Source organism: Streptomyces sp. ISL-43, from assembly GCF_018614195.1.
Lineage (GTDB): Bacteria > Actinomycetota > Actinomycetes > Streptomycetales > Streptomycetaceae > Streptomyces.
Map to the genome: position 1 here is coordinate 1 of NZ_JAGGOT010000121.1, position 24978 is coordinate 24978.

Annotated in this window: 18 protein-coding genes and 4 pseudogenes; 13 read left to right on the top strand and 9 right to left on the bottom strand. The window is 69.5% G+C overall.

The window, feature by feature from the left end:
• Positions 1 to 406: 406 nt before the first annotated feature.
• Positions 407 to 1900 (top strand): hypothetical protein, encoded by a 1494-nt coding sequence (locus J7F03_RS40210; protein ID WP_214958168.1) that lies wholly within the window; start codon positions 407 to 409, stop codon positions 1898 to 1900.
• Positions 1901 to 1929: 29 nt separating this feature from the next.
• On the opposite strand, the gene J7F03_RS40215 is transcribed toward J7F03_RS40210, so the two are convergent.
• Together J7F03_RS40215 and J7F03_RS40220 are read right to left on the bottom strand one after the other, a co-directional pair.
• Positions 1930 to 2729 (bottom strand): IS5 family transposase gene (locus J7F03_RS40215; RefSeq protein WP_308380176.1). Its coding sequence is split into 2 segments (ribosomal slippage): positions 1930 to 2391 and positions 2394 to 2729, totalling 798 coding nucleotides; the frame shifts between segments, so codons are not numbered across the junction.
• Between the two features lie 167 nt (positions 2730 to 2896).
• Positions 2897 to 3850 (bottom strand): hypothetical protein, encoded by a 954-nt coding sequence (locus J7F03_RS40220; RefSeq protein ID WP_251073212.1) that lies wholly within the window; start codon positions 3848 to 3850, stop codon positions 2897 to 2899.
• Positions 3851 to 3941: 91 nt separating this feature from the next.
• Here J7F03_RS40220 and J7F03_RS40225 point away from each other — a divergent pair, with 91 nt between their 5' ends.
• From J7F03_RS40225 to J7F03_RS40260, 7 genes are all read left to right on the top strand, one after another.
• Complete coding sequence (locus J7F03_RS40225) at positions 3942 to 8165, top strand: S8 family serine peptidase (protein WP_214958170.1); 4224 nt, start codon at positions 3942 to 3944, stop codon at positions 8163 to 8165.
• 763 nt (positions 8166 to 8928) lie between these two features.
• Positions 8929 to 9414 carry a DUF3592 domain-containing protein gene (locus J7F03_RS40235; protein ID WP_214958171.1) on the top strand — a complete coding sequence of 162 codons (486 nt, stop codon included), beginning with the start codon at positions 8929 to 8931 and terminating at the stop codon, positions 9412 to 9414.
• Positions 9415 to 9451: 37 nt separating this feature from the next.
• The gene (locus J7F03_RS40240; protein WP_214958172.1) at positions 9452 to 9652 is read left to right on the top strand and encodes a hypothetical protein; all 201 of its coding nucleotides are present in this window, start codon (positions 9452 to 9454) and stop codon (positions 9650 to 9652) included.
• Positions 9653 to 9678: 26 nt separating this feature from the next.
• Entirely contained in the window at positions 9679 to 9957 is a 279-nt protein-coding gene (locus J7F03_RS40245) for a hypothetical protein (RefSeq protein ID WP_214958173.1), read from the top strand.
• A 327-nt stretch (positions 9958 to 10284) separates the two neighbouring features.
• Complete coding sequence (locus J7F03_RS40250; RefSeq protein WP_214958174.1) at positions 10285 to 11415, top strand: NAD(P)/FAD-dependent oxidoreductase; 1131 nt, start codon at positions 10285 to 10287, stop codon at positions 11413 to 11415.
• 278 nt (positions 11416 to 11693) lie between these two features.
• Positions 11694 to 11954, top strand: a complete 261-nt coding sequence (locus J7F03_RS40255; RefSeq protein WP_214958175.1) for a DUF2283 domain-containing protein — start codon at positions 11694 to 11696, stop codon at positions 11952 to 11954.
• Between the two features lie 319 nt (positions 11955 to 12273).
• Positions 12274 to 12594, top strand: coding sequence for a hypothetical protein (locus J7F03_RS40260; RefSeq protein ID WP_214958176.1), 321 nt, complete (start codon positions 12274 to 12276; stop codon positions 12592 to 12594).
• On the opposite strand, the pseudogene J7F03_RS41805 reads toward J7F03_RS40260, so the two are convergent.
• Positions 12578 to 12760, bottom strand: a pseudogene (locus J7F03_RS41805) (transposase); the annotation flags it as partial. The gene J7F03_RS40260 and the pseudogene J7F03_RS41805 sit on opposite strands and share 17 nt — an antisense overlap.
• 530 nt (positions 12761 to 13290) lie before the next feature.
• Here J7F03_RS41805 and J7F03_RS40265 point away from each other — a divergent pair.
• Complete coding sequence (locus tag J7F03_RS40265) at positions 13291 to 14190, top strand: SDR family oxidoreductase (protein ID WP_214958177.1); 900 nt, start codon at positions 13291 to 13293, stop codon at positions 14188 to 14190.
• A 188-nt stretch (positions 14191 to 14378) separates the two neighbouring features.
• Here the strand turns inward: J7F03_RS40265 and J7F03_RS42900 are convergent.
• Positions 14379 to 14715, bottom strand: a pseudogene (locus tag J7F03_RS42900) (hypothetical protein); the annotation flags it as partial.
• Between the two features lie 2190 nt (positions 14716 to 16905).
• On the opposite strand from J7F03_RS42900, the gene J7F03_RS40275 reads away from it, so the two are divergent.
• Entirely contained in the window at positions 16906 to 17991 is a 1086-nt protein-coding gene (locus J7F03_RS40275) for a polyprenyl synthetase family protein (RefSeq protein WP_214958179.1), read from the top strand.
• Between the two features lie 220 nt (positions 17992 to 18211).
• Entirely contained in the window at positions 18212 to 19087 is an 876-nt protein-coding gene (locus J7F03_RS40280) for a hypothetical protein (RefSeq protein WP_214958180.1), read from the top strand.
• A gap of 99 nt (positions 19088 to 19186) precedes the next feature.
• Here the strand turns inward: J7F03_RS40280 and J7F03_RS42565 are convergent, their stop codons facing one another.
• Complete coding sequence (locus J7F03_RS42565) at positions 19187 to 19771, bottom strand: SOS response-associated peptidase family protein (RefSeq protein ID WP_308380174.1); 585 nt, start codon at positions 19769 to 19771, stop codon at positions 19187 to 19189.
• A 335-nt stretch (positions 19772 to 20106) separates the two neighbouring features.
• The gene (locus J7F03_RS40290; protein WP_214958181.1) at positions 20107 to 20814 is read right to left on the bottom strand and encodes a DUF6585 family protein; all 708 of its coding nucleotides are present in this window, start codon (positions 20812 to 20814) and stop codon (positions 20107 to 20109) included.
• Between the two features lie 299 nt (positions 20815 to 21113).
• Between J7F03_RS40290 and J7F03_RS40295 the strand changes: the two are divergent.
• Positions 21114 to 21437 (top strand): annotated as a pseudogene (locus J7F03_RS40295) (SAM-dependent methyltransferase); the annotation flags it as partial.
• Between the two features lie 268 nt (positions 21438 to 21705).
• Here the strand turns inward: J7F03_RS40295 and J7F03_RS40300 are convergent.
• Together J7F03_RS40300 and J7F03_RS40305 are read right to left on the bottom strand one after the other, a co-directional pair.
• Complete coding sequence (locus J7F03_RS40300) at positions 21706 to 21966, bottom strand: hypothetical protein (RefSeq protein WP_214958182.1); 261 nt, start codon at positions 21964 to 21966, stop codon at positions 21706 to 21708.
• A gap of 660 nt (positions 21967 to 22626) precedes the next feature.
• Positions 22627 to 23502, bottom strand: a complete 876-nt coding sequence (locus J7F03_RS40305) for a hypothetical protein (RefSeq protein ID WP_214958186.1) — start codon at positions 23500 to 23502, stop codon at positions 22627 to 22629.
• A 46-nt stretch (positions 23503 to 23548) separates the two neighbouring features.
• Here J7F03_RS40305 and J7F03_RS42570 point away from each other — a divergent pair.
• Positions 23549 to 23675 (top strand): annotated as a pseudogene (locus J7F03_RS42570) (AAA family ATPase); the annotation flags it as partial.
• Positions 23676 to 23715: 40 nt separating this feature from the next.
• On the opposite strand, the gene J7F03_RS40315 reads toward J7F03_RS42570, so the two are convergent.
• A complete protein-coding gene (locus tag J7F03_RS40315) occupies positions 23716 to 24084 on the bottom strand; it encodes a hypothetical protein (RefSeq protein ID WP_214958183.1) in 369 nt (122 codons plus the stop codon).
• Between the last annotated feature and the right edge of the window lie 894 nt (positions 24085 to 24978).

Below are 24978 nucleotides of genomic sequence, written 5' to 3' on the forward strand. Positions count from 1 at the left end.
ACCGAACCCGGAACGGTTCAGACCGAGGGTTGGGGATCTCGACATGGACGGAGCATCATCCGAGCCCGCGTTACCCAACGCCGGGCAAGGGGCTGTTCGGGACAGAGTGATGGCGCTTCTCGCGAGAGCGCGACAGGCTGTCGTGATCGACGTCGTCGGACCCCTCGGGTCCGGGAAGACCACCCTCTTGACCGGACTCGCCGACGGGCGGCCGGTCGTCAGTGCCCAGCGGGATGACTTGAGGGTCGCCCTGCACCAGGTTTCCGACCTCGCACGCCCCGTCGTGTACATCGATGAGGCCGACGTGCCTGGGTTCAGAGGGATCCTACGGAACGAGCTCTGCCGTGCCGGGACAGAGGTGCACGTCGTGCTGGCGAGCAGGCACCCGTTACCCGACACATCCACCGTGATCGTTCCGCGGTGGACGGACGGGGAGATCTGCGACCTCGCGGTGGCACTCGGCGTCACGGCCGGGCTCGACCTGGTGGTGGCGCTGGCCGGCGGGCTGCCCCTGGTCGCGGGCGCGTTGAGCCGGGCGCTGCTCGCGCCGACACCGCCGGGCGTGCCCGGAGCCGTCGCCGACCGGGCGCTGCGCGAGATCCTGGCCGATGTCCCGCTGAACCGGCACCTGTCCGACGTGCTGGAAGCGCTGGCCGCCGTGGGGCGGGGGGACGAGGAACTCCTGGCCAGCCTGGTCGAGCCACCGGACGGACCGGACTGGTTTGCCGCGCTCACCGACGTTGCGCTGATCACATCCACCGAGTGCGGTCCGTCGATAGTCGAGCCGTTCCGGACTCTTCTCGACCTCCGGTACCGCTGGCGCCGCCCGATCGCGCACCGCGCCGCGATCACGCAGGCCGCCTCCCGCAACCTCCGCCTGCTGGACGCGACCGCCGACGACACCCGCCGACGGGCGCTCGCGGAGCATTCGCTGTACCTGACCGACGACCCGGCCGTCCGGCGGACGCTGTTTCCACCCGCGCCGAACGTACCGACCGTACGGCAGGCCCGGCCCGACGATCACGACTGGATCGCCGCGCTGGCCAACCAGTGGGCGCGCCGCGGCGGCCACAGCATTGCCCGCACCGACCGGCTGCTCGATGGCTGGCTCCGGCACACCCCCGACGGATTCCTCGTGGTGTGCGACCCGGACGACCGGCCGGTAGGCATGAGCTACACACCGCTGCTCACCGACCGGTCGGTAGCCGTGATCGAGCCGATGACCCGCCAGCACACCGACCGGCTGGCCGTCGGCTCCGGCGGAGCGTTCATCGGGATGGCGACATGCGAGGACGGACACCCGGACGCGCACGCCGCGCTGCTGCGCCGGATCCTGATCGACGGCATCGGGCAGCGGCGGCTGGTGGTGGCCACGCCGTCGCCGGACTACCAGCAACTGGTGCGCAGGCTCGGCTTCGGCTTCGTCGGCACGGCACACCACGAGCCGTCCGACGGCGGGCAGCACGCGGAAATCCACGAACTGGCGTTCACCACCCCGGACGGCATGGCCGCATGGCTGGGCCGCATCGCTACCACCGGCCCGGCCGGGGCTGTCCCGCCGGACCTGCGCTGGTGCGTGGCGGAGGTCCGTAAGGCACTGGAACGCCTCCACGACCCAACCCGCCTGGCACAGAGCTCCCTGCTGACCTTGGCAGCGACCCCGACCGCGCAGGAGTTGCGTGGAGCGCTGGTCGACGCGATTGGGAACCTGATCGCCTCCGACGACCCGCCTACCGCCCAGGCGGGCCGGATCCTGGATGCCTACTACGTGCGCCGTCGGTCTGACCACATGGGCGTGGCGCACCGCCTGCACCTGAGCCGCGCCACGTACTTCCGCCGGCTCGACCACGGCCTGACCCGGCTCGCCGAGCAAGCCCTCGCCCGGTACCGCGAGTCCTGAGCACCAAGCTCTCGGGCTTAGAAGTCATCTCATTTGGTGAGTCTGCGGTAGCAGATGAGGGTGCAGACGATGCTGGTGAAGGCAAGGAAGTGCTCGGCCTTGCGTTCGTAACGACGGTGGAGGCGGCGGCAGCCGGCGCGCCAGGCCATGGTGCGTTCGACGACCCAGCGGTGGCGGCCCAGACGCTGTGAAGACTCGACGCCGCGGCGGGCAATGCGGTGTCTGGTACCACGCCCACGTAACCATCGCCGCAGGTGAGCATAGTCGTAGCCCTTGTCCGCTTGGAGCTTTCCGGGCTTGCGCCGTCGGCGGCCGCGGCGCGATCGGATGGGCGGTATCCCGCGGACGAGGGGCTCCAGAGCCTGGCTGTCGTGCAGGTTGGCCCCCGAGATTCCGACGGACAGGGGCAGACCGGTCCGGTCCGTGATCAAGTGGATCTTCGAGCCGAACTTGCCCCGGTCTACAGGATTCGGACCCGTCAGGTCCCCCTTTTCAGGGCCCGCATGTTCACCGAGTCGATCGCGCAGCGCGACCAGTCCAGCTCACCGCGGGCGCCGAGCTCGTCGAGGACCAGGCGGTGGAGCTTGGCCCATACCCGGGCCTTGGTCCATTCGGAGAACCGCCGGTGGGCCGTTGCCCCCGAGGGTCCGAATGACGCTGTGGGCAGTTGCTGCCACGTGCAGCCCGACGTGGCCACGAACACGATCGCGGCCAGCACCTGCCGGTCACCGTGCCGGCGCCGGCCACCACCTTGGGGCCGAGACGGCACCTCCGGCACCACCCGCTGGAACAACGCCCACAACTCATCCGGCACCAGCCGCTCAACAATCCCCAACGGCCGACGGCCTACCCAACCCACCAAATGAGATGACTTCTCGATACCGCGTCGTGTCGAGCCCAATGAGCACGCCCGCGCAGCCTGCTTCGCGGCGACAGCGTCGGCGTGGCCGGTGGCGGGATCACCGCCAAGTGCGTCTGCCCCGGCCCGGTGGCGGGTCAGATCCAGCCGCGGCGGGCCGCGACGACGCCGGCCTGGAAGCGGTTCACCGCGCCCAGGAGTTCGTGGAGGCGGCTCATGCGCCGGCGCATGGTGCGGACCGACCAGCCGAGCTGGCGGGCTATGGCCTCGTCCTTGAGGCCGCTGACCAGCAGGGTGAGCACCAGGCGGTCCTCCTCACCGAGCGGGTCCTCGGCGGGGACGTCGAGCGGCAGGGCCTGTTTCCAGCACAGCTCCCAGTAGTCGGTGAGGGCGTCCAGCAGGGTGGAGGGGCGGATGACCGCAGCGCGTACGCCGTCGAGGTCCAGGGAGAGCGGCATCAGCGCCAGCCGGCGGTCCGCGATGGCCAGTTTGATCCGCAAGCCCGGCATCACCCGGGCCTGCTCGCCGCGGCGCACGAGTCCGCGGATGTCCTCGAGCACCCCCGGCCACTCCAGCGCCTCGGGGGCGTAGACCGCGCGGTAGCGCACGCCGCGCCCCAGCGCCGTGCTCTCCACCGGGTTGGAGGTGGTCAGTGCGTACGGCGGCCGGTCCAGTGTCATGACGTCCTCGCGCGCCTCCTGCTGGAGGCGGACGAACCACCGGCCGAGCGCCTCGCGGCCGGTGGCGATCTCCACCTCATCCTCCCCGGCGGTGCCGGCCTGGGCCGCCGCGAAGAGGCGGGACAGCTCGCCCGCCGCCGAACGGACCCGGTCCAACTCCGCGGCCCTGGTCCGTACCAGGGACTCGACCGCGGCTCCCGGCTCGATGGCCGCGTACCGGCGGCGGACGCCCGCGAGCCGCCCGACCAGGCCGTGGTCGTGCAGCCGGTCCAGCGCCCTGGCGGCGCGGAGAGGGGAGCAGCCGAGGTCGGCGGCGAGCTCGGTCGGGACCGCCGTACGCCGGGTCAACACGGCCCGGTAGACACTCTCGTCGAACGGATCGATGCCTGCGGCGGTGAGCTCGTTCGTCATAGGCGGATACTGGCCCACTTGTGCCAGCGGCAGCAATAGGCCGCCAGGATCTGTTGTACGGAGAGTGACTTCGGCGCTAGGACTTCTACCCATGGCCAAGAACCCACGAAGAACCCGACGCCTGGTGGCCGTCACGGTCACCACCGTCGCGCTCGCCGGGACGCTCACCGCGATACCCGGCACCGCGACCGCGAAGTCACCCGACCCGAACCAGCGGGTCATCGTCGAACTGTCCGGGGACGCCGCCGTCGCAGCCGCCCCCGGCGGCTCGCTCACATCCCTGGCCGCCGGCACCGCCTCCGCCGTCGGCGACGCCCGGCAGGCCCTGGCGGAACGGCAGGACGCCTTCGTCGGGACGGTGCGGAAAGCCGGACTGCACCCCGCCTCACCCCGCAAACTCGGCCTGCTCGTCAACGCCGTGGCGATGACGGTTCCCGCCTCCGAGACGGCGCGGCTGGTCGCGCTGCCGGGCGTCATCGCCGTCCGGCCCGACACCCGGATACAGGTGCGCACGGACACCAGCGTGCCGCTGACCGGCGCGCCCGAGGTCTGGAAGCGCGAGGACCCGGCCGGGGTGAAGGCCACCGGCAAGGGCACCGTCGTGGCGGTCCTGGACAGCGGCGTGGACTACGGCCACCCCGACCTGGGCGGCGGCTTCGGCAAGGGCCACAAGGTCGTCGGCGGCTTCGACTTCGCCAATGGCGACGACGACCCGATGGACGACAACGGTCACGGCACCCACGTCGCGGGCATCATCGCGGGCAAGGCGGCCAGGAAGGGAGGCGTCACCGGCATGGCGCCCGACGCGCGCCTGCTGGCCTACAAGGTCACCGGCGCCGACGGCAGCGGCTACACCTCCGACATCATCGCCGGCATCGAGGCGGCGGCCGACCCGGCCAACCCCGACCCGGCCGACGTCATCAACATGAGCCTCGGCGGCCCCGGTGACGGCACCGACCCGCTGGGCCGCGCGGCGACCGCCGCCGTGCGGGCCGGAGTGGTCGTCGTCGCGGCGGCGGGCAACGACAGGTCCGGCAGCGGGACCGTCAACACTCCGGCGTCGGCCGACGGCGTCATCGCGGTCGGCGCCTCCACCAGCGGGATGCCGACACCCAGCGCGTACCTGGCGGGCAAGGAGCCCGAACTGATCCAGACGTACCGGGGCATCCTGTCCGCGAACCCGCCCCGGGAACCGGTCACCGCGCCGCTCGTGGACGTCGGCGCCGGCACCGCCGAGGACTGGAAGCGGATCGGTGACGTACGGGGCAAGATCCTGCGGGCCGACATTCTCGTCGCGCCCAGTACGGACGTCCTGAGCCAGAGCGACATTGACTGGGCACGCGAGGCCGAGAAGCGCGGCGCGCTTGCCGTGCTCGGCGGCCTCCCGGCCCACGACGGACCCGTGCTCGCCGCCGCCCCGGGAACGGTCGAGGCCCCGGCGACCCCCGCCCGCCCCGACCTCACCCGGACCGCCGCCTCCGGCGACTCGTTGCGCATGGACCGCCTGGTCGTCATGGGCATCGACGCGACCCAGTACGCCCAGCTGAGCCGTGAACTGGCCGCCGGCAAGGTGTCCGTCACCCTGCGCGGCACTGTCTCCACCGACGAGATCGCCTCGTTCTCGTCGCGAGGACCCGGCACCGGCTTCGGCCTCAAGCCCGACCTGGTCGCACCCGGCGTGGAGATCCGCTCGGCGATCCCCACCTCGATGTACGATCCCGGCGTCTACCGCATGTCGGGCACCTCGATGGCGAGCCCGCACGTCGCCGGAGCCGCCGCCCTGCTGCGCCAACTGCGCCCGGACCAGGACCCCGACGGGATCAGGTCCGCGCTGGTCGGCACCGCGAAGCAGCTCGCCGGCACCGGCCCCACCGTCCAGGGCAACGGACGGCTCGACGTGGCCGCCGCGGCGTCGGCCACCCTCAGCGCCTCCCCGACGACCGTGTCGTTCGGCCTCGCCGACCTGGCGGACAGGACCGTCGGCGGCACCGCGAAGGTACGCCTGGCCAACCCCGGGAAGGAACCGCTGACCATCACCCTCAGCAGTACCGGGCCCACCACCGTGTCCCCAGCGCGGGTCACCGTCCCCGCCGGGGCGTCCGCGACCGTCACCGTCACCCTGCGCGCCGACCGCCCGGCCACCGACACGGAGATCAGCGGCCAGATCACGGCCACCCCCGCGCATGGCCCGGCCCTCCGGGTGCCGTACCTGCTCGTCGTCCGGCACCTGGTCGTCCAGGCGTCCCCCGACCCGAGCGACGGCCGCTCCACCGTGCACGTCGCCGCCCCGGCCGCCCTGAACGCGCCGCCGGAGATCACCGTCACGCCGCCGCACGGCAAGGCCTTCACGCTGCCCACCACCATGAACGGCGCCGGCTACTACCAGGCCGACGTGACCGGGAAGGCGGCCGGCGCCTACCAGCTGGCCGTGCGGGCCACGACCACCGACGGCCGGCGGATCACCGGAACCGGCGCCTTCGAGGTCACCCCCGCCGGCAGCCGCGGCGACCGCTGGGAGCCCGTCGGCCCGAACAGCGAGGCCGGCCACGTCGCGCTCTCACCCGCCCGGCCGAAGCAGGCCGTCGTGACCCAGTTCCGCAAGGCCGCCCCCTGGCTGACCACCGACGGCGGCGCCAACTGGCGCCAGGTGGGCAGGCTGCCGATCGCCGACGGCAACGGCACCGGAGCGGTCGTGGTCGACGCCCACCGCCCCGATCGCTGGTGGTACGCCGTGAACACGGCCGCCGACCCCACCCGCCGGGGCACGATCCTGCGCACCGACGACAACGGCCGCACCTGGCGCAAGCTCGACGTGCCCGACGCGCACATCGACGAGTTCGTCGCGGACGAGCAGACCCGTACCCTCGCCGCGATGGTCGACGGCACGCTGCTGGTCAGCACGGACGCGGGCGACAGCTGGGCCACGTACCCCACCGGAGTGACCGGTGACGTCCGCGACGCGACCCTCGTCGGCGACACCCTGTACCTGGCGACCTTCGACAGCGTCTGGCGGATCGACGGCGTCGGCAAGGGCGACCCCGGTACGGCGCACCTCGTCCTCGACGAGCCGGTGAGCACCATCCGCGGCATGGCGGCCGACTCCACCGTGGTGGCGGCCTACGTCCCCGGTACGGGCGTCCGCGGCTCCTACGACAAGGGCCGCACCTGGTCCACCCTGCTGCCCCTGGCGGAAGGCGGCAACGGACTGTCCGCCTCCGGCGGCGACCTGTACCTGCGCGCGCTGTTCGGCGCCGGGCAGGTGAGCCGCGACCACGGCAAGACCTGGAAGCCCGCCCCCGCCCCCTCCAAGGCCGCCATCGCGATGGACTACGACCGCTGGGCCGACGGCTCGGTGACCGTGTCCAGCGAACAGGACGGCCTGTACCGCGGCTCGGCCGACGGCACCGGTTTCCGGAGGATCGGCGTCCAGGGCCTGACCACCCTCGCCCTCGCGGCCAGCGGCGACCAGCTGCTCGCCGGAACGGTGAGCGGCACCTACCGCACCGCGATCCCCGTCGCGGGCCCCGAGTGGGGCCAGTCCGGCGCAGAGGGCAGGACCGGTCTTCTCACCTCGCACATCGCCGTCTCGCCCAAGGACACCAAGGTGGTGTGGCAGGTCCGGCGCACCGCGACCGGCCTCTTCGAGGTCTCCCGCAGCGGTGACGCCGGCCGGACCTGGCAGGTGAAGGGCACGTCGTCGGAGGTACCGACCTCGATCCTGGTCCACCCGGCCGACCCGGACCGGGTGGCGATCAGCTTCAGGAGCATCTTCGGCGACGGGCTGTTCGCGACTTCCGACGGCGGCAGGACCTGGAAGAACCTCTTCCATGAGAGGTCCTTCGATGCCATGGCCGGTGACCCGCGCGACCCGCGGCGCCTCTGGCTCGGCAACGCCTCGGGCCTCTACCGCTCGGACGACGGCGGCGTCACCAAGACCAAGGTCGCCGAGGGCCCCGTCTCCGCGATCGTGATGGACGGCCGACGCCTGGTCGTCGGCGGTTCGTCCGTCCGGGTCAGCACTGATGACGGCAAGACCTTCCGCACCGCCGACACCGGCCCGCTCGCGGTCCACGTCTCAGACCTGCTGCGGGTCGGCGGAGCGCTCTACGCGGCCACCGCCGGCTCGACCGCGTCCGGACTCGTCCAGGGCGGCCGGGGCGTACTGCGCAGCACCGACAACGGTCTCACGTGGGAGAACATCTCGAGCGGTCTGCAGAACACCGACACCACCAAGCTGGCCGCCGCCCCCGACGGCCGCACGCTCTACGTCGGCGCGGTCGACGGCGGGGTACACCGCCTGAAGCTGCGCCGCTGACCCACCCCGCGCGTGACGAGTGTGACCGTATGACCGGCACGTCCGTATGACCGGCGCGTCTGTACGACCGGAGCGAGCATGTGACCGGAACGAGCGCCGACCGGGCCCGGAAGTCCCGGGCCCGGTCGGCGCTCGTGCGCGTGGCCGGCGGGAGAATCTCCCGCCGGCCACGGCCGCCGTTCGTGGCCCGGGAAGTGGGACGACCTGTGCGAGCCGTGCGCGATGGAGGCCGCCGACCGCGCGGAGGCTGAGCGCGTCGCGCGCCGCCAGGCGGAGGAAGCCGAACGACGGACGGAACCTGGCTCGCCACCACCAGCCGAGACGGGACGGTGCGAACGGGGTTGAGGGTGATGCCGGTCCCGCCGCGGACTCGGGAGGCCATCGTGTCCAGGGCCTGTCTGAAGGTGGCTCCGGTGGCGACTTCGACTCCGGGCTGGAAGCCGCGGTGTTGGTGGAGCAGCCAGCCGGCGCTGGTCCGCCAGTGGCCGGCCGGGCTGGTGCAGAGCGTTGCGCTCAGCGCGCGGAGGCGGTCGGCCTGGGCGGTCGTGGTGACGGGGTTGAGGAAGCAGGATCCCGCCTGCCGGTGGTCGTGCCCGCTCGGGGGGAGGCCTCGGCTCTGGCGGTCGTCGAGGACGCCGCGCCTTCGGCGAGCGGTGGGCGCCCCGGCCCGGCTACCCCGCAGTACGGACCCGACCCTCGTCGACGGTCCTGTGTTGGTCTGCGGGGGCGAAGCTCACCCTGACCAACGACGACTAGCAGGTTCATGCGGCTGTCCAACCGCCTCCTACGCAACCGGAGCCCCTTCGCCCGCGTCGCACAACACATGCACCGCGAATGGCTCTTCTCGCTCATCCCGCTGACGATCGGCGTAGTGTTCCTCAGCTTCGGCCTGCATGGACTCCGCCGCGCCACCGCGCTCCGCCGCACAGGAGTCACCGCTGAGGGACGGATCATCCGCCACGACGCCAGGCGACACGACGAAGGAGCCACCCTCTACTACCCGGTCGCGACCTGGACGGCCCGGGACGGCCGCGAGTACGAGGGCTCATCCAGGTTCGGCCGCGGTTCCATCGCCGGCGGCTTCGGCGTGGGCACCGGCGTCATGGTCCGATACGACCCGGAAGACCCCCGCCGGTTCGCGATCCAAGGCTGGGACGTCACGACGGTCGACCTGGTCTTCACCATCGTGGGGGCGCTGTTCACCGCGGGCACGCTGCTGGTGCTGCTCGTCCGGCTGCTGACTCTCTGACGGGCGCCCGGGGCAGCACATCCACTCGACCGACCTGATGAACCAGCTGGCCAGCAACGGCATCCACCTGCTCGGCACCCGACTCGCCGCGATCGGCGCCCTGGTCCAGGAGATGGCACCCGCCGTCGCCGCCCAGGCCCTGGGTTACACCCCCGAGTGTGCCGAGGACCACGCCACACAGGCCGGCGCCCCCTGGGCCACCTACGCCTCTCACCGACGCCAACCCCCGACACCCTGAACCCGGGACCAGAAAGGGCCCACTCCATGCCCGACGAAGTAATCCGTCCCCTCAGCGACCTCCGCCCCGGCGAACGAGTCCAGGCCACGATCACCGGCCACCACCCGTGGGGCATCACAGCGAAGATCCACGGATACGAACCGGTCGGCGCCTCGCTGGACGTCATCCGCCGCGGCAGCGAACCCGGCGTGAGGCAACTCGCCCAAGACCTACCGCAGGTGGGCAGCACCATCGAACTAGTGATCGGCGAAATACGCCAATGGAACCACGCCCCCTGGGTATGGGTGGACCTCACGTGCAACTGACCGGTCTCATCGCTCCTGAGAGCACCCAACTCACGACGACTCAATACGCAATGCCATCAGTATGGCAGTGACAGTCCGGGGCCCAGGACCGGCTCAGCCTCCCGCCCGCCACGGTGGTCGCCGTCGGAACATCGCGTCAGATCGTGCGCCAAGCCTCCTCCTGACTGATCGGCGCTCTGACCCCGGGTGATCGGGCGGCGGAGCCGCGCTGTCGGTCATCTGTCGGGGCTGTCGGTCCGATGTCGGCGGCTCGTTAGCGGGGCCTGGCACCTTTCCAGAGACGGCCGGCCGGAGCTGACCGGGCGGCCCGATCCCGAAGGAGCCACCATGCACACGCCCGTCACGATCATCGGCGCCGGACTCGGCGGACTCACTCTGGCCCGCGTCCTGCACATCCATGGAATCCCGGTCACGGTCTACGAGGTCGAGTCCTCCCCTACGGCACGCACGCAGGGTGGCATGCTCGACATCCACGACTACAACGGGCAGCTCGCCCTCAAGGCGGCCGGCCTGATGGACGATTTCCACTCCATCGTCCTGGAGGGCCGCCAGGCGATGCGCGTGCTCGATCGGGACGGGACCGTCCTGCTCGACAAAGCCGACGACGGCACGGGTGGACGCCCCGAGGTACAGCGCAGTGAACTGCGCCGGATCCTGTTCGACTCGCTCCCGGCCGGCACCGTCCGGTGGGGGCACAAGGCCAGCAGCACCCGCGCCCTCGGCGACGGCCGCTACGAGGTGACGTTCGCCGACGGAGGCACGGTCGTCACCAGCCTGCTGGTCGGCGCGGACGGCGCGTGGTCACGGGTGCGGCCGCTGCTCTCCACCGCCACACCCGAGTACGCCGGCACGTCGTTCGTCGAGACGTACCTGTTCGACGCCGACACCCGGCACCCTGCCGCCGCGAAGGCGGTCGGTGGCGGGATGCTGATCGCGCCCGCGCCGGGCAGGGAGATCTTCGCTCACCGGGAAAGCGGCGACACCCTGCACACCTACGTGGCGCTGGCCAGGCCGCAGGACTGGTTCGCCGCCATCGATTTCACCGATGCGGCCGCGGCCCGCGCGCGGATCGCGCGGGAGTTCGACGGCTGGGCACCGGAACTCACCGCCCTGATCACCGACGGCGACACCGGGCCGGTCCTGCGTCCCCACTACGCTCTGCCGACCGGGCACCGGTGGGACCGGGTGCCTGGGGTGACCCTGATCGGCGACGCCGCCCACCTCGCGGCCCCGAACGGCGAAGGCGCCAACCTCGCCATGCTCGACGGCGCCGAACTCGCCCAGGCCCTCGCCGCCCACCCCGACGACGTCGAGGCCGCGCTCACCGAGTACGAGCAGGCCATGTTCCCCCGCAGCACCGAGGACGTCACCTTTGAAGGAGCCGAGTTCTCCGAGATCTTCTCGGGCGACAACACAGCCCACGGCCTGATCGACATGATCACCGAGAAGGGCCAATGAGCCGCTAGCCGAGGTCACGACGGTGGCTGGGCCCACTGTCCCGTCTCATTTGATCTTTGTCGGTGGTCAGGGCTGGGACCAGCGGTGATGCAAGGACGGGTGAGACGGATCCTCGGTGGAATCTCAGCTGGCGTTGTCTGCCGGCAGCGGTTCGGCGGGGTTGTCTCACTCGATGTTGTCGGTCAGTCGTCACTCCCCTGGCGATCTTCGATGTCAGTAGGCTCTCGACAAGGCCAGGACCTGATACCCCAGGTCGGCAACGACAAGGAAGGACGGCAATGCGGGTCGAATACGACGCCTCGGCAAATATGGCGTACATCTACCTCGTCGACAAGATCAACCCAGGCGAAGCCGTCCAGCAGGTGCCTGCCGACGAGGACACCACGGCGATTCTCGACTACGACCCGCAGGGACGACTTCTGGGCATCGAACTGTTCAACGCCAGACGCCGGTTGCACCCCGACCTGCTGGACATTGCGGAGAGGATCGACGGTGAGCCGCGTCCACCGGCAACCTCAGCTGAGACGGCAGACTCCTGACACTGCCCAGCCGACAACATCCCTTGAGACCAGCAGCGAATCCACCAAGATCAGATGAGACAACGGTAAGGCTGCGCGAGACGGGACACCAACGCGCAAGGGCTCCTCAAGGCCACCTGAGTGGGCCTTCGCCGGTCCCAGGACGGCCGTTCGCTGAACGGCTACCGCAACCGTTCAGCGAACGCGACCGGAGACCCGAAGCCGGGGGGGTCCGACCCTGACTGGCCTTTTGGGGATCAGGAACAGGTACTGACCTTGGCGTTTAACGTCGGCTCGGAGCGGGTGTGCTGGACTGGCCGGGGGTGGCACGCTTCGCGACATGGAGTCGCACACGAGTCACGAGAAGAGCTTGCCGCACCTGGGCGATGTCTGTCCCGATCTCGTGAAGGACGTCGTTACTCTGCTGCGGGAGTCATCTCCAGGAGATCCGATCGCTGGCTCGATCGCGGACTTGCCCTTCCATGGGGTCTGCCGTGGCTATGTGCTGACCGCCCCAAAGGGGGCGCCTACTCCGTCGGTCATCGAGCTGGAGTTGGGAGATGAGGCGGTCTTCCTGCTGGGCATCGATCCTTCCCACTCAGTCGTCACTTGGGTGGATGTCCTCGATGGACGCGACTTGCGACTCACCTTGCCGGGGTAGTCGTGCTGCGTCTGGGTTTGGTTTCCTTCTGACGGTGAGCTCGGCGGCTGTGGGCCTCGCCGGTCGCGAGGACGCGACCCACGTCGTGGCGAGTGGCCGGGCGGCGGTTCTTCGAGCCTGTTGGCCGACCAGGGCCGGGTCGGGACGGTTTCGGCGCACCGGCCGGAGAGCCGGGAGTTGTCGCGTAACTGCGTTCGTTGGTCGTCAAGCGCGAGCCGATGTTCGGTTCCGGTCTTCCGTAGGGTTTGAGCGGGCTCTTCCCTCGGCTGGGGAGATCCAGCTCAAGGTCGAGGCCGCCGAGCGCATGGTGGCCCGGGCGGAGAAGGCCACCTTTCCAGGCCAACCCACCACACCTCCCCGCCTCTTCGGCCAGCGCACGGACCCCGTGCACCCGAGCGCAGCCCCAGCCACAGCTCCCCGCGCTACTTCACCGACAGCACGACCTCCCAGCCAGTCCCGGCCGCTGCCCCGCCCGCCAACCTCCGTCGCGGTCACCCGCCCGGGCCAGCAAGACGTACGGCCGTCACGTTGCGGTGCAGCAAGTCACCCCTCCTTCAGGCAGCCGCGAAATGGCCACATATCCGGTGTGGGTGTACTGGCTTGCGGCAGGGGTATGGATGCCGGTCGCCGAGGTTCCTGGCCACCGTCCGCCGGCTCCCGAAGGTCCTGAATATCCGCCGACAGGAGTGCCGCACCGTGCCCTTACCGCTGGAAGGCAAGAGGATCCTGATCACCGGGGTGGGTCTGCGTCCCGTGCGCCAGGTGTTCGCCGACATCGCGACCGGGCGACCGACGCACACCGAGGTGGCCGACCACGGCCAGACCTACAAGGCGAACATCGGAGCCGCCACCGCGTACGCGTGCGTGAAGTCCGGCGCCGCGGTCCACATGGTGGCCAGGAGCGAGGCGAAGCTCGCCGCGGTGCGGGACTGGATCTTCAGGGCCGCAAAGGAGGACTTCGTTCTCGACGGCACGCCCCGGATCACCTTCTCCGCCGCAGACCTGGCGTCGCCTCACGGCATCGCCCGAATGGTCCGAGAATCCGGCGACGACCTGCCATTGTCCTGGGTCCAGTCCCTCGGCCTGGGCGCCGGCACGGTCCAGCTCCCTGACGACAACCCCTACCTGCGGATCGAAGACCTGACCCCCGAACTCATCGACGCCGAGCTCGGCGTGCTCACGAGCACCATCACCGCACTCCGGGCCCTGCTCCCGGTGCTGCGCCGGCAGCAGGAGGCCAAGGTATGCGTGGTCACCTCGATGAGCGCCGTCCGGTCGATCAACTCGGGAAGCATCCACGCGGCCGCGAAAGGTGCCCTGAGCCGCTTCACCAACGCGGCCTCCCTGGAGCTCTCCGCCGAAGGCATCTATCTGACGGACATCCGGCCCGGCGGAGTCGATACCGGGATCTACGACAGCCCTGTAGTCCAGCAGACCATCAACGCGGCACGAGCCGCATACGGATACCCGGGCCCGATCCGATTGATCCCGCCCACGAGCATCGGCGAAACCATCGCACACACCCTTGCCTCCGACAGCCACATCACCACCGTCAACCTGGTCTCCCGCGGACAGATGCCCCACACCGCCTCATAGCCGCAAGCCCCCAGGCCCCCAGGCATCAGCTTTCCGGCCAGGCAAGGAGAGAGGTCTGCCCCGGTCGCCCGGACGCATTCGTCAGGCACTTCAAGGGGGAGCCATGTCCACCGCGGCGCAACGGACCCGGGCCTGCGCGGACTCCACCGCCCGGTTCAGCCCCTCCACCGTGCAATTAGCCCACCTGACCGGCGCGCCTCACCTGCTGGCCGCTCCGCTACCGCCTTCGACAGGAAGTCCCTACCCCGGTCCACACGGACCTTTTCCGGCAGCCCGCCCTGCGGCCCGATCCGGCGGGATCTGACGGCGGGGGAGCGGGCGGGGCTCACCCTCGCCCCTGGCCACGCGAGCGGTCAGCTCACGATGGACGGCCGCAACGTTCCCCCTCCACAACCCGAGCAGAGCCCGGACCTCCGAGGTGATTGCGAAACGCCCGTAGTACCGGGCCCGCTCCCCCGGCGCCGTAGCTGCGGCCTCGTCGCGCTCGGCAGCGGCCAGCCACCGCCACACCGCACGCGCCCGCACGCGCCCGCACACCCAACGCCTCGGCCATTGACCTGACATGCCCGGTGGCGTGCTTCTCCTCCCGGCGCAGAGTCAGCAGCCGGCCCACCGCCGGCCCCTGGTCGACCTTGCCGCCGGTCACCTGGTGACCGGCCTTCCGGAACTTGCCGAGGAGGGTCTCGGAGGGCGGCTCGCCCAGGCGCGTGGAGCAGACGGCGTCGTTGAGGGACGAGCTGTTCTCGTTCTTGAGTTCGCGCAGATCGTAGGGTCCGCCGGGCGGAACAGGGAGGCGTTCGCCCTGCAGCCCTGGGCGCTGGAACAGTTCCAGGGTGCGGCTGCTCCGGTTCACCACGCAGGTGGCGGTGCTTCTGAAGTCGATGGGCGGCCCCATGTGATGGTCGTCCATCGACTGGTCGGCGATCAGCACCCGCCCGTTCGCGCTGCCGTTGCAGTGGGGATGCTCATACAGCGCGTAGTAGCCCTGCGGACACGCCCCGGACCCCTTGCCGTCGATCACCTTGACGGTCATCCCGACATACTCCTCGTCCGCTCGTTCGAACCCCCGAGGGTCGTCCCCCACTCCTCGCTTCCCGGCAGCACTCCGACATACAGGCACAGCCATTCAGGTGACCAGACCGGACCCGGCCTGACGCTCAAAAGCCCCCACCCGAAGCCAACCGGCAACCCGCAGCAGCAGCGGCGGCGGCTCCTGTCCCGGCCTACCGCGCAACATCGCCGTACCTGCCGTCACGCGCCGGACGTACAGGAGAACGGAAACCCCCTGCGGCAGTACGCAGGGGGCTAGGTGGTCGGGCTGGCGGGCTGGCTGGCTGGCTGGCTGGCTGGTGGCAGCCGTTGAGGAAATGGGCGGCCTGAGCAGCGTTCTCGGCAACTCCGACCGGCACCCAATCACCGGATGCGTCGTCCAGTTCGAGGAGGATCCGGGGGCGTAGGTGGCGGGGTGCGCGGCCCGGCCGCGGGCTGTGGGGTCCAGTGGTTCGACCGGCGCCGGCCTGTGATCCGCCGACACCGCCGCGCAGCTCCGCCCGATCCCCGGCGTGAACCTGGACGGCGTGCTCAAATGCCCCCGGGTGAGCACCGCGACGCCGGCCGGGTCACTGCCCAGTCGAGAACGAGAAGCGACGGCACCGACAAACCTGTGCCCTGCGGACACAGCGAAGAGATCATGGTGAAAGGCGAGTCCAAGCCGGTATCCGTACGGCTCGGCGTCTGGATCACCAGCACAAGCAGCGGCGCCACAAGCTCACCCCCGACCAGAGCTCACAGCTCACCGACCTCGGCGTGGAGTGTGCCGGCTGAGCTGTTGACGCGGCGGACCGCTCCGAGGGCCAGGCCGAGCCTGGAGATCTTCTCAAAAGGGATCTTGGTCTGCTGTTAAGAACCGAGGGGACCGGGCCCTATGAGGGGTCTAAGCGATCGAGCACCCGGCCCACACCAACTAAGGTAGCGACGAAATGCCCCTGCCCGAGTACCTGCCCTTCCTGCTCAACCTGGGGGGATGTACAGCGCCTGGGAGAATCTCCGAACGGCCCAGCATCCCGGCGTTGGCATGGGCCCGCCGGGGCTCGCCGCCCCCGGCGGGCGCACACCGGGGGCACGGAAAAGGCCGGCGTCGCCGGGGAGATCCTGCGCAACCTCCCGCCCGGGGCCAGCGCCGTGTCAAGGACCGCCCCCATGCGCCGAGGGTAGGTACACATGGGGCACAGCGGCACAGCATTTCCGCGTACTACGGGTGGTGCCTGGCCGGGTACGGGTGGGCTGGCCCTCAACAGCCCACCCCCTCAGCGACAGTCGAATGGCGAAGTCAGACGCTGTTGCACTGATGACGGCCATGCGGCAAGTGTGCAGAAACGGTCCGCCGGGGGCGTGTTGCGTACGGTGCGGTGGGAGGTCTCGGTCGCAATGCCGCGGATACTGCCGGTGCCCCCACCACGCCGGTGGCTTGGCCTTGCGGCCGGGGTGCGTGACGCGTGAAGTGAAGGTGAGGGGTACGGAGTGGGCCGGGCCCGATGGCGGCGGCCGGGAGAGGAGAGCCATCATGGATGACGTCCGCCGGCCTGGTGCCCAACCGCTCACTGGCCCTGCATCCTTCGCAGTGGTGCGGCCCGGCCTGGTCCGGCTGGTCGAAAGCATCCGCCGCACCACGCCTGCGCAGGAATGTGGGTACAGCGGGCAGGGAGCGCGGGGAGCATGACCGGCACGGCCGACGCCGCGTCCACGCTGGATCTGCCCGCCACCCGCCGTGCCGTCGAGACCTGCCTAGACGACTTCCTCGGCGGCAAGCAGCTCCTGGCAGCCGAGCACGGCATGCCTGGCGAAGTCGTACAGACCTTACGTGCCTTCGTGCGCGCCGGAGGGAAGAGGATGCGCCCGCTGCTGTGTGTTTGCGGCTGGCTTGCGGGCGGGGGGCGCGGCGATTGGGCGGCCGTCGTGCGCACCGCCGCGTCGCTGGAGTTGTTCCACACCTTCGCCCTCATCCACGACGACGTCATGGACCACTCGACCACCCGGCGCGGCAAGCCCACGGTTCACCGCGCCCTCGCCGCACGCCATGAGGCGTTCCGCGGCCGGGAAGCCGCTGGAGGCCTTGGTATCAGCGCAGCGGTTCTGGTCGGCGATCTTGCGCTGGTCTGGGCCGACGAGCTCCTGCACACCGCCGGTCTGGCTCCGGGCCGCCTGGCGGCGGTACTGCCGGTCCTCGACGCCATGCGCAGTGAGGTGATGTACGGCCAGTACCTCGACCTCCTCGCCACGGGGAACCCGAGCGAGGACATCGGCCTTCCGCTGAAGGTCATTCGCTACAAGACCGCCAGGTACACGATCGAACGCCCAATGCACATCGGCGTCACCCTCGCCGGGGCCGGACCCGCCGTCCTGGAAGCCTGCACCGCTTTCGCTCTCCCCCTGGGCGAGGCATTCCAGCTCCGCGATGACGTCCTGGGTGTCTTCGGTGACCCAGAGCAGACCGGCAAGCCCGTCCTGGACGACCTGCGCGCCGGCAAGCACACCGTGCTGATCGCCCTGGCCCTCCAGCGCGCCAACGCCGGGCAGGCCGCGATTCTGCGGTCCCTGGTCGGCACCCCGGATCTGGACGAGTCCGGCGCGGCTCGCGTACGCGACATCCTCAGCGCGACCGGGGCCCGCACGGAAGTCGAGCGCATGATCCGGGACCGCCGGATGCAAGCCCAGCAGTCACTCGGGAGCGCACCCTTCCCGGCGGGTGTGGTCGAGGTGCTGCGGCAGATGGCCGAAACAGCCACAGCAAGGATCACATGAACACCCCTGCACGACCTCCCCACCCTCCTGGCACGGGTTGCACGGTGCGCGTTCCCGCCCGTGCTGATAGGCACCAGGAGGGCGGCGCGCCGCACGGGGCAGCGGCGTATGTCCGTCAGAAGGCCGCCGACAGCGCACACGTGGCCCGGGATCCAGAGAAGCGCGGTCTTCGCCGATCAGGGGACTGCGAAAGCGGCACCGAAAGAAAGAAGAAACGATCATGACTGCTTCCGCCAACCCTCCCCGAGCCGACCGGCACCAACTCGTCGAGGAAGCCGCCCGCTGGTTCCTCTCCACCTTCCCGGATGTCACCAACTATGAGACCGCCTACGACTACTCCAACTGGGCGCTCATGTCCATGCCGTTCGTTCGCGGAGACGACTACTTCCTGTTCACCTGCAAGCTGGCAGTCGCAGAAATCTGGATCGACGACGGCCTGTACCGGACGCGCGAGGGCATCATGATCGCAGATGCCCTCGACGGAATTGCCCTCCCCGACGAGGCTTCAGAGTTCTGCCACTCGATGGTCGGGTTCTTTGACGAGTTCGCCGCACTCTGCCAATGCGATTCCAACTATGAAGCCTATCGCGACTATCTATGCAAATTCATCCGCCTCGCAACCACGCCCGAGCTGACGTTCCCCATGAAGTATCACCGGCGCGTGTACGAGGTGGGGATGATGCCATTTTACGCCATCACGGCCGACTCTCACGGTAAAGAACTAGAGGTCTCCGACGAGTTCGTCGAGTACGGCATCTATGGGACTGAAGTCGACAACCGGCCATGTTCGTTCGTCGCCGAATTCTCTGATGAGTCCTCACGAAACCCGCTCCTGCAGGACTCATCCGACCAGGCAGTCGACAAGGCAGTCGACGACATGTTTGAGCACTATTGCGAACAGTACAGCCGGATGGAGTTCGACTTCTGGAAAGTCGTCGCACACCAAGGCCGCCTGGGTTCATTCATGTGGTCACTCCAAAGCAAGCGCTACGGGCTCCTCATGAAGAACGCCGTACGAGAGAACACCCGGGGCAACCTCCTGCACAACATCCAGAACCATGTGACCAAACGCCCCCTCTTCGTCGGCTACCGCTGAAACGCACTCACCGTCACACGAAGTGCGGTGTCGTGACTGCCTCCCCCACAGGGCGGAGCGAGAACTGCGGGCAGGCAACCGCCACCAGGTCCGGGAAAACTATCTTGGATCAGTGCCCCGCGCCGGGTTTCCGCGCACTGCCGGGGCGGTGCACGTCTCGCAGCGCCCCTCTGGATGCCCTTGGAGTTGGAGGAGGTTCCAAGGGTTGGCGGGTTCCAGGAGGTGGGGGCCGTTGTTGCGGACGTTGTTGACCGCGGTCGTCACCGCCGTCACAGCGAGACGGCCCTCGGCGGGGGTGTGCAGGAGAGCGCGGAGGTCGTCCGTGTCGTGGTGGGCGGGGTCGATCCAGGCGTCGTAGCCGCCCGGCTCTAGCGCGAGGGGCATGCGGGGGTGGATGCGGCAGACCGTGTCGGTAGCTTCGGTGGTCGTGATCAGTCCAGCGCGCCCGGCCGGCGTCACCTTCCGCTCGTCGCAGTAGGACCACCACACGCCCCCGGTCAGAGCGCAGCCCGGCCCGACCTCCGGCGCCACCACCGTCTCCGCGATCAGTACCTCGGCACGGGTGTTGCAGCCGTCGGAGGGGTTCGCGCCGGTGTTCCAGTGGCGGAAGCTGGTGCGCTGGTAGCCGGACCGGTCCTCGGTGGCGAGCGGGAGCGCGGAGACCGCGACCCCGATCGGGACCACCTGCGGGCGGGGCTGACCAAGACCGCGTCCAGGACGTCGCGGGACCCCCACGCCGCCGCGAACCGCACACCCTCCCAGGAGTGCCCGGGGTCGGCGGCGGCCAGGTGCTCCGCGACCTGGCGGGCCTGCTCCGGGCGCAGCGGTACCGTGCGGCCGACCGTGCGCAGCCGACCGTCTGTGTCGTGGCGACCGAGGATGAGAAGTCCGGGTCGGGTCAGGGTGCCGGTGATCGTGCCAATGATGGCTTCGGTGGTGTCTCTGCGGCGGATCTTGGTCCCAGCCCCTGAAGGCTGGGCGTGGCGTCCTGCCCCGTCAGCTGTTCCACGGTGGCGAGGTCAGCCTTTCACGTAGGGGCTCAGGTGGTGGCACAGCTTCACGAAGAGGTCGAGGTTGGGGATGACGTACGCATTCGCGGACTCCGGGGCCGTCGACCTCTTCTGGTGGCCGTTGAACATGAAGGAGCCGAGGGTGAAGCCGATTTCGTTGATCTCTGTCCAGGCGGCCGAGTTCTTCTTGTCCGAGACGCCGCGCTGGTCGACTGTGTAGGGACCGAAGTTCACCGTCTCGCCCCGCTGGATGCGCGCGATCGTCCCGGCCAGCTGGGTGTGGGTGACCCACTTCTGGATGTGGTCACCCCACATGTGCGGGTAGAGGAACCCGGGGCCGTTCACCCACGAGGTGATGCCGAGAGCCGCCTTGTCGGACTTGAACAAGGGGGGCCTGCCGTACCCGATGTTCAGGGCGTTCCCTGCCGGGTCGATCAGCGTCGAGCAGGCGTCTGAGGGGGCGCCGTTGACGGTGCGGCGGTACTGCAGGACGCGCACGGTTTCCCAGTCGTACGCGGCCATGTAGCTATCCTGCGCCGTCACGACCAGGCCACCCTTGAAGAAGTAGAGCCTGCAGTCCCGCGACTTCTTCCACCCGAAGCCCTGCTTCGTCGCCAGCGTGTCGATCCAGTCGCCCAGGCCGCGTTGGGCGGCGAGTGTGGCGGCGGACGCGGACGGCCGCTCGGTGCGGATGTGCTCTATCTCGTCCTTGGCCATGTGGCGATCCCCCTGGATGGGCTACGGAGATCCTAAGATAGCTTAACTATCCAAGGGGTCGGTGTGGATTGCCGAGAAGCCCCCTGCATCCTCACCTTCACCGCAGGCGAGACGGCGGGCGGCGGTGGTGACAGCGAACTCGTGCTCGGCCGGCGCGGTACGGGCGACCTGGTCGACTTCCCGCACCCGGTCGCCGGGTTGCACGGGCGGTCGAGGTCCCGCAGCACCTGGCGGGTGTCGTTATACATGGTGGTGAGCACGCCTCCGGCGAACTCCAGCTGGTCCGGCTCCAGGCAGGCGTCACCGCCGCGACCGAGGAAGCGTTCCATCTGCGGTTCCCCGCGCAGAGCGCGGTGCCCGACGTGCAGATGGCCACCGTCGGCGAGACCGTGCACCTGGTCGACGTGGTCACCGGCTCCGCCGCCACCCTCACCCCGACGGACAGCAGTTGGCGGGTGCGTGAGGGCGGCCCGGTGAAGCTGTGGGAACGGATTGAGCGCGTCCTGGACGCCTACGACGCGGCGGGCGCCCCGGGGCCGGAGACCTTCACCTTGCACGTCTACGACGGCGGGCAGCACCTGCGGCACCCGCAGCTGCCCGGCCTTCCACTGCCCCGGCCCTGACGAGGTCCGTACGCTCCGGGCGCCCCGGGCGGGGAGAGTCACGGCCCCCGCCCGGGGTGCCCGGCAGTTCTGCCCCGGCCCGGTCCTCGGACCTGGAACGGCCACGGCCACGGCCACGGCCACGGCTACGGCTACGGCTACGGCTACGGCTACGGCTACGGCTACCAGCGTCATGGCTACAGAGCGTCGCCGGTCGTCTGACGGCGCGAGGCTCTTCCAGGCGCCATCTTCGAACGCTGCCGTGAATGACGGTCGGGTCCATCCGCCGTCAGGGGGCGTCCATGTTCCAGCCTCCTGCCTCAAGTCCCGGCCGGTGGGCGGGATAGCCGGGCGGCGGCCACAGGGACCCCACGGGGCCGATCAGCCCGTGCGGGTACACGTACATGGAGTCGTTGAGCTGGCGCAGGCCCTCCAGGGACCGGCGCATCCGGACGACGTACGCCTGGTCGGGCTCGGCCGCGTCAACCTCGGCCTGCTGGACCCATGGCGGGCTGTGGGGATGGGCGCGGTCGATCAACATCGTGCTCACCGACGCCTCCAAGAGCCGCATCTACCAGGACACCTACTGGACAAGCGACGGCACACAGGTCCTTGGAGCGGTCCCCATCTACGGAAAGGCCAAAAGGCCACTCTGGCCAGCAGTGGACCTTCCCCACAGCTCCCTGACAGCGACCCGACACCGCCTCAGCGGCGCAGCTCCCGGTGGGTGTAACCGGCCGCATGGAGACGGGATCCAGGGCGTCCCTTGGGTGTTCTGGGTCTCCAGACCCCTTCATGGATGCGGTCGGTGTAAGCGCCGTCGACCCAGCCGGGCAGCGCCGTCACCTCAACGTCGTCAACGAGACGTCCGCTTCCCGGGCAGCCCGGCACGCCGCCAGGGCCATGGGCTCGACGACCGGCATCCACTGCTCGGCGAAAGCGTCCACGGCGGGTACGTCGGGACGGCCTGGGCGCGGTCCTCTCGGACCCGGTACAGCGCGGTTGTCGTAGCCGGTGTGCCACACCACCAGGGCACTGCACGTCGTCAGGGCCCGCCGCCAAGCCACCATCCCGAACCCAGCTTGGTGCCGGCCGGTTTGACGCTCAGGGAGTGTTTGAATCCCCGACCGCCGCGCGGTCGGCCGAACCCGGGCCCCGCCCAGGGCTGTTGCGGTGTGTGCGGCCTCGCGAAAGAGGACTCAGCGACAGCTCACTGGATCAGGCCGGTGTGCGGATGCTCCGGAGATGCCGGGCAGACGTAGAGCTGCAGATTGTCGGTGCTGCCGACCTCGACCGCGGTCGGCTGCGCGGGGTTCTGGCCGGCGACCTGACCGGCGGCAAACGCGGCGGCTTGATCCTCGTACGGCGCCCAGCCTCGCGTACCCCCGTCCCATTCGAAGGAGGCGATGGTCAGCAGCGGGACCATCTGAGCGTCGCAGACAGCGCAGAATCGGCGATACGGGTCGGCGCGGCCCCACGGGGGCCAGCCGCCGACCTTCCAGCCGGGAGCGTCAGCCAGCTCGGAGTCATAGAACTCCTGCGGATAGTCCGCGTACGAGCTGTCCACGCCGACTTCAGCTGCCTGCCGTCTGCTCCAGTCCCCCAGCAGCTGCCGCACCTCCGCGCCCAGATCGAGGCCATTGGGGTACTCGGTGATCTGTTCCGGTGCCAGCAGACACGGCTCCGGCACATAGCCTTCCCAGTCCGCCTCATACGGTTCCGGCGGCACGGCGAGGACATCGCCGACCTCCTCCGCGGACCGCCAGAACAGTGCGGTCGAAGGCTTGGCATGCGGTTCGTGGTCGTAAGGGCACCACATATCACGGCGCAGCCGGGCTCGCACGCGCCTCTTGAGCCGCACTTCTGCCGGTGACTGGCACACTCCGCTGCCCGGGTGCGAACTTTCACAGTGCGGCCTTGGCTCCTCAGCGGGCAACAGCAACGGCCCCCCGACCGAGCTCTCCCACACCGAAGGCGACCCTGCACGAGGGTGCAGCCGAATTGCAGCTCGCGCCAACGGAGCCAGCTCAGGAAAGACCGCGGTGACGTCGACACGACGCGGCGGAGTAGTCCGTACGAAGACGATACCGGCGGTCCTGCCACCAGCCACCGACAGTCCCCGGCTGCCTCAACCGCGTCTTTGCGCGGCCATCGTCGACCGCCTCACCTTCGGCGGCAACATCATCGAGACCGGCACCGACTCCTACCGCCTCGCCACCACCCCGCGCCCGCGCAGAGCAGCAAGCCGCTGCTGGCTGATCACCGAGGCGGGGTCGTTCGCTGGTGCCGACCTCCAGCTCTAGCTCTTGCCGAGGTTTCCAAAGACGTGCGGCACCCACTGATCGAGCTGGGTGCCGAAGGCCGCTGCTGAATTGATGCCGAACGCCGGTATCGGTCCGGCGTCGCCGAGGCCGTCGAAGTAGTCCACGTCAGCCCAGCCGCCCCGGAACAGCACCACAGACAGCTCAGCGTCCGCCGGGCCGGCGATGAACACGCCGACGGAGTCAGGATCACGCACGAGAGTTCTGTCAGTCTCAAACCGCTGAGGCCACGGCGCGGTTTCGTCCCGCCATGTCGCCTGCCCAACCTTGAGACCAGCCGCCAGCCATCGCGCAGCCCGCTCAGCGATTACTGCGGCTGCCTGATCAAGATCGATGACGCGCTCCATGAGCGGATCATGCCCCACTCCGACGCACCTTTCCAGCGGCTTCCACACCCCCTCCGGTCAGGCCGCACACCATCAAGCCGACGGCCTGCTCAACTCATCGGTCGAACGCTTTGCAGGCATGCTGCGGATCTGGGAAGCCTTCGTGTACTCAGGCAAGAGCGGCACCAACGACGACTACGACGACGCTGGGCACAAGACGTCATCGACCAAGCCCGGGAAACCGACCCCGAGGCCTTGCTCGACGAGGATTCCTGGTGGTCACGAGTGTTCGAGGAAGTCGAGCTGGACGTGCTCACCCCAAAAGAGACGTAGTCCTCACCTGCCGATCCACCCCAGAGCCGCAGCCGGAACGCGGCAACCATGTCAGCTCCGCTCCCCCACCCCAAGTCCTTCCGGCACCGCTACAGGACCAGCCCGCAGCGCCGGCGCCACCAGGCCGGGACTCAGGGCGGGTGTGAGGCTGCGTGCCGGCCTCACACATACAAACCGCGAGCAAACCGCGCACGCCTGCCCTGGCCAGCCCAAACACCAAAGCGTAATACCGATATACACCCAAGTGACTAGGAACTACGTCAAAAACGTCAGCGCGGAATCGGCAAGCACCGTCAGTGGCAAAGCTCAAATCACATGTCCCCGACCAGGGACACCCCAAGGCAGGACACTGACACCTCAACGCCGAACACCCACTGACAAACACACAGATCATCACCTTCACAAGGAGTCGATTGCGGCATTCCGGGATCCTGCGGCGTAAGGCGGCGCGTTGCCGCCATCGGAGGCAGTCACTTGCTGTTCTTGTGGAGGGGTGAGATCACCTCTGCCCCGGCGCCAGCCTGAACGGCGTGGCCTGCGTCTGTGGCCAGTCCGCAGAGTCCTAGGCCGTGTTTTAACTTG

Coding starts and splice junctions, on each gene's coding strand:
- J7F03_RS40275 (WP_214958179.1), top strand. CDS start 16,906: ATGACCGGCACGGCCGACGCCGCGTCCACGCTGGATCTGCCCGCCACC.
- J7F03_RS40235 (WP_214958171.1), top strand. CDS start 8,929: ATGCGGCTGTCCAACCGCCTCCTACGCAACCGGAGCCCCTTCGCCCGC.
- J7F03_RS40240 (WP_214958172.1), top strand. CDS start 9,452: ATGAACCAGCTGGCCAGCAACGGCATCCACCTGCTCGGCACCCGACTC.
- J7F03_RS40225 (WP_214958170.1), top strand. CDS start 3,942: ATGGCCAAGAACCCACGAAGAACCCGACGCCTGGTGGCCGTCACGGTC.
- J7F03_RS40315 (WP_214958183.1), bottom strand. CDS start 24,084: ATGGAGCGCGTCATCGATCTTGATCAGGCAGCCGCAGTAATCGCTGAG.
- J7F03_RS40250 (WP_214958174.1), top strand. CDS start 10,285: ATGCACACGCCCGTCACGATCATCGGCGCCGGACTCGGCGGACTCACT.
- J7F03_RS40290 (WP_214958181.1), bottom strand. CDS start 20,814: ATGGCCAAGGACGAGATAGAGCACATCCGCACCGAGCGGCCGTCCGCG.
- J7F03_RS40255 (WP_214958175.1), top strand. CDS start 11,694: ATGCGGGTCGAATACGACGCCTCGGCAAATATGGCGTACATCTACCTC.
- J7F03_RS40280 (WP_214958180.1), top strand. CDS start 18,212: ATGACTGCTTCCGCCAACCCTCCCCGAGCCGACCGGCACCAACTCGTC.
- J7F03_RS40260 (WP_214958176.1), top strand. CDS start 12,274: ATGGAGTCGCACACGAGTCACGAGAAGAGCTTGCCGCACCTGGGCGAT.
- J7F03_RS40245 (WP_214958173.1), top strand. CDS start 9,679: ATGCCCGACGAAGTAATCCGTCCCCTCAGCGACCTCCGCCCCGGCGAA.
- J7F03_RS40220 (WP_251073212.1), bottom strand. CDS start 3,850: ATGACGAACGAGCTCACCGCCGCAGGCATCGATCCGTTCGACGAGAGT.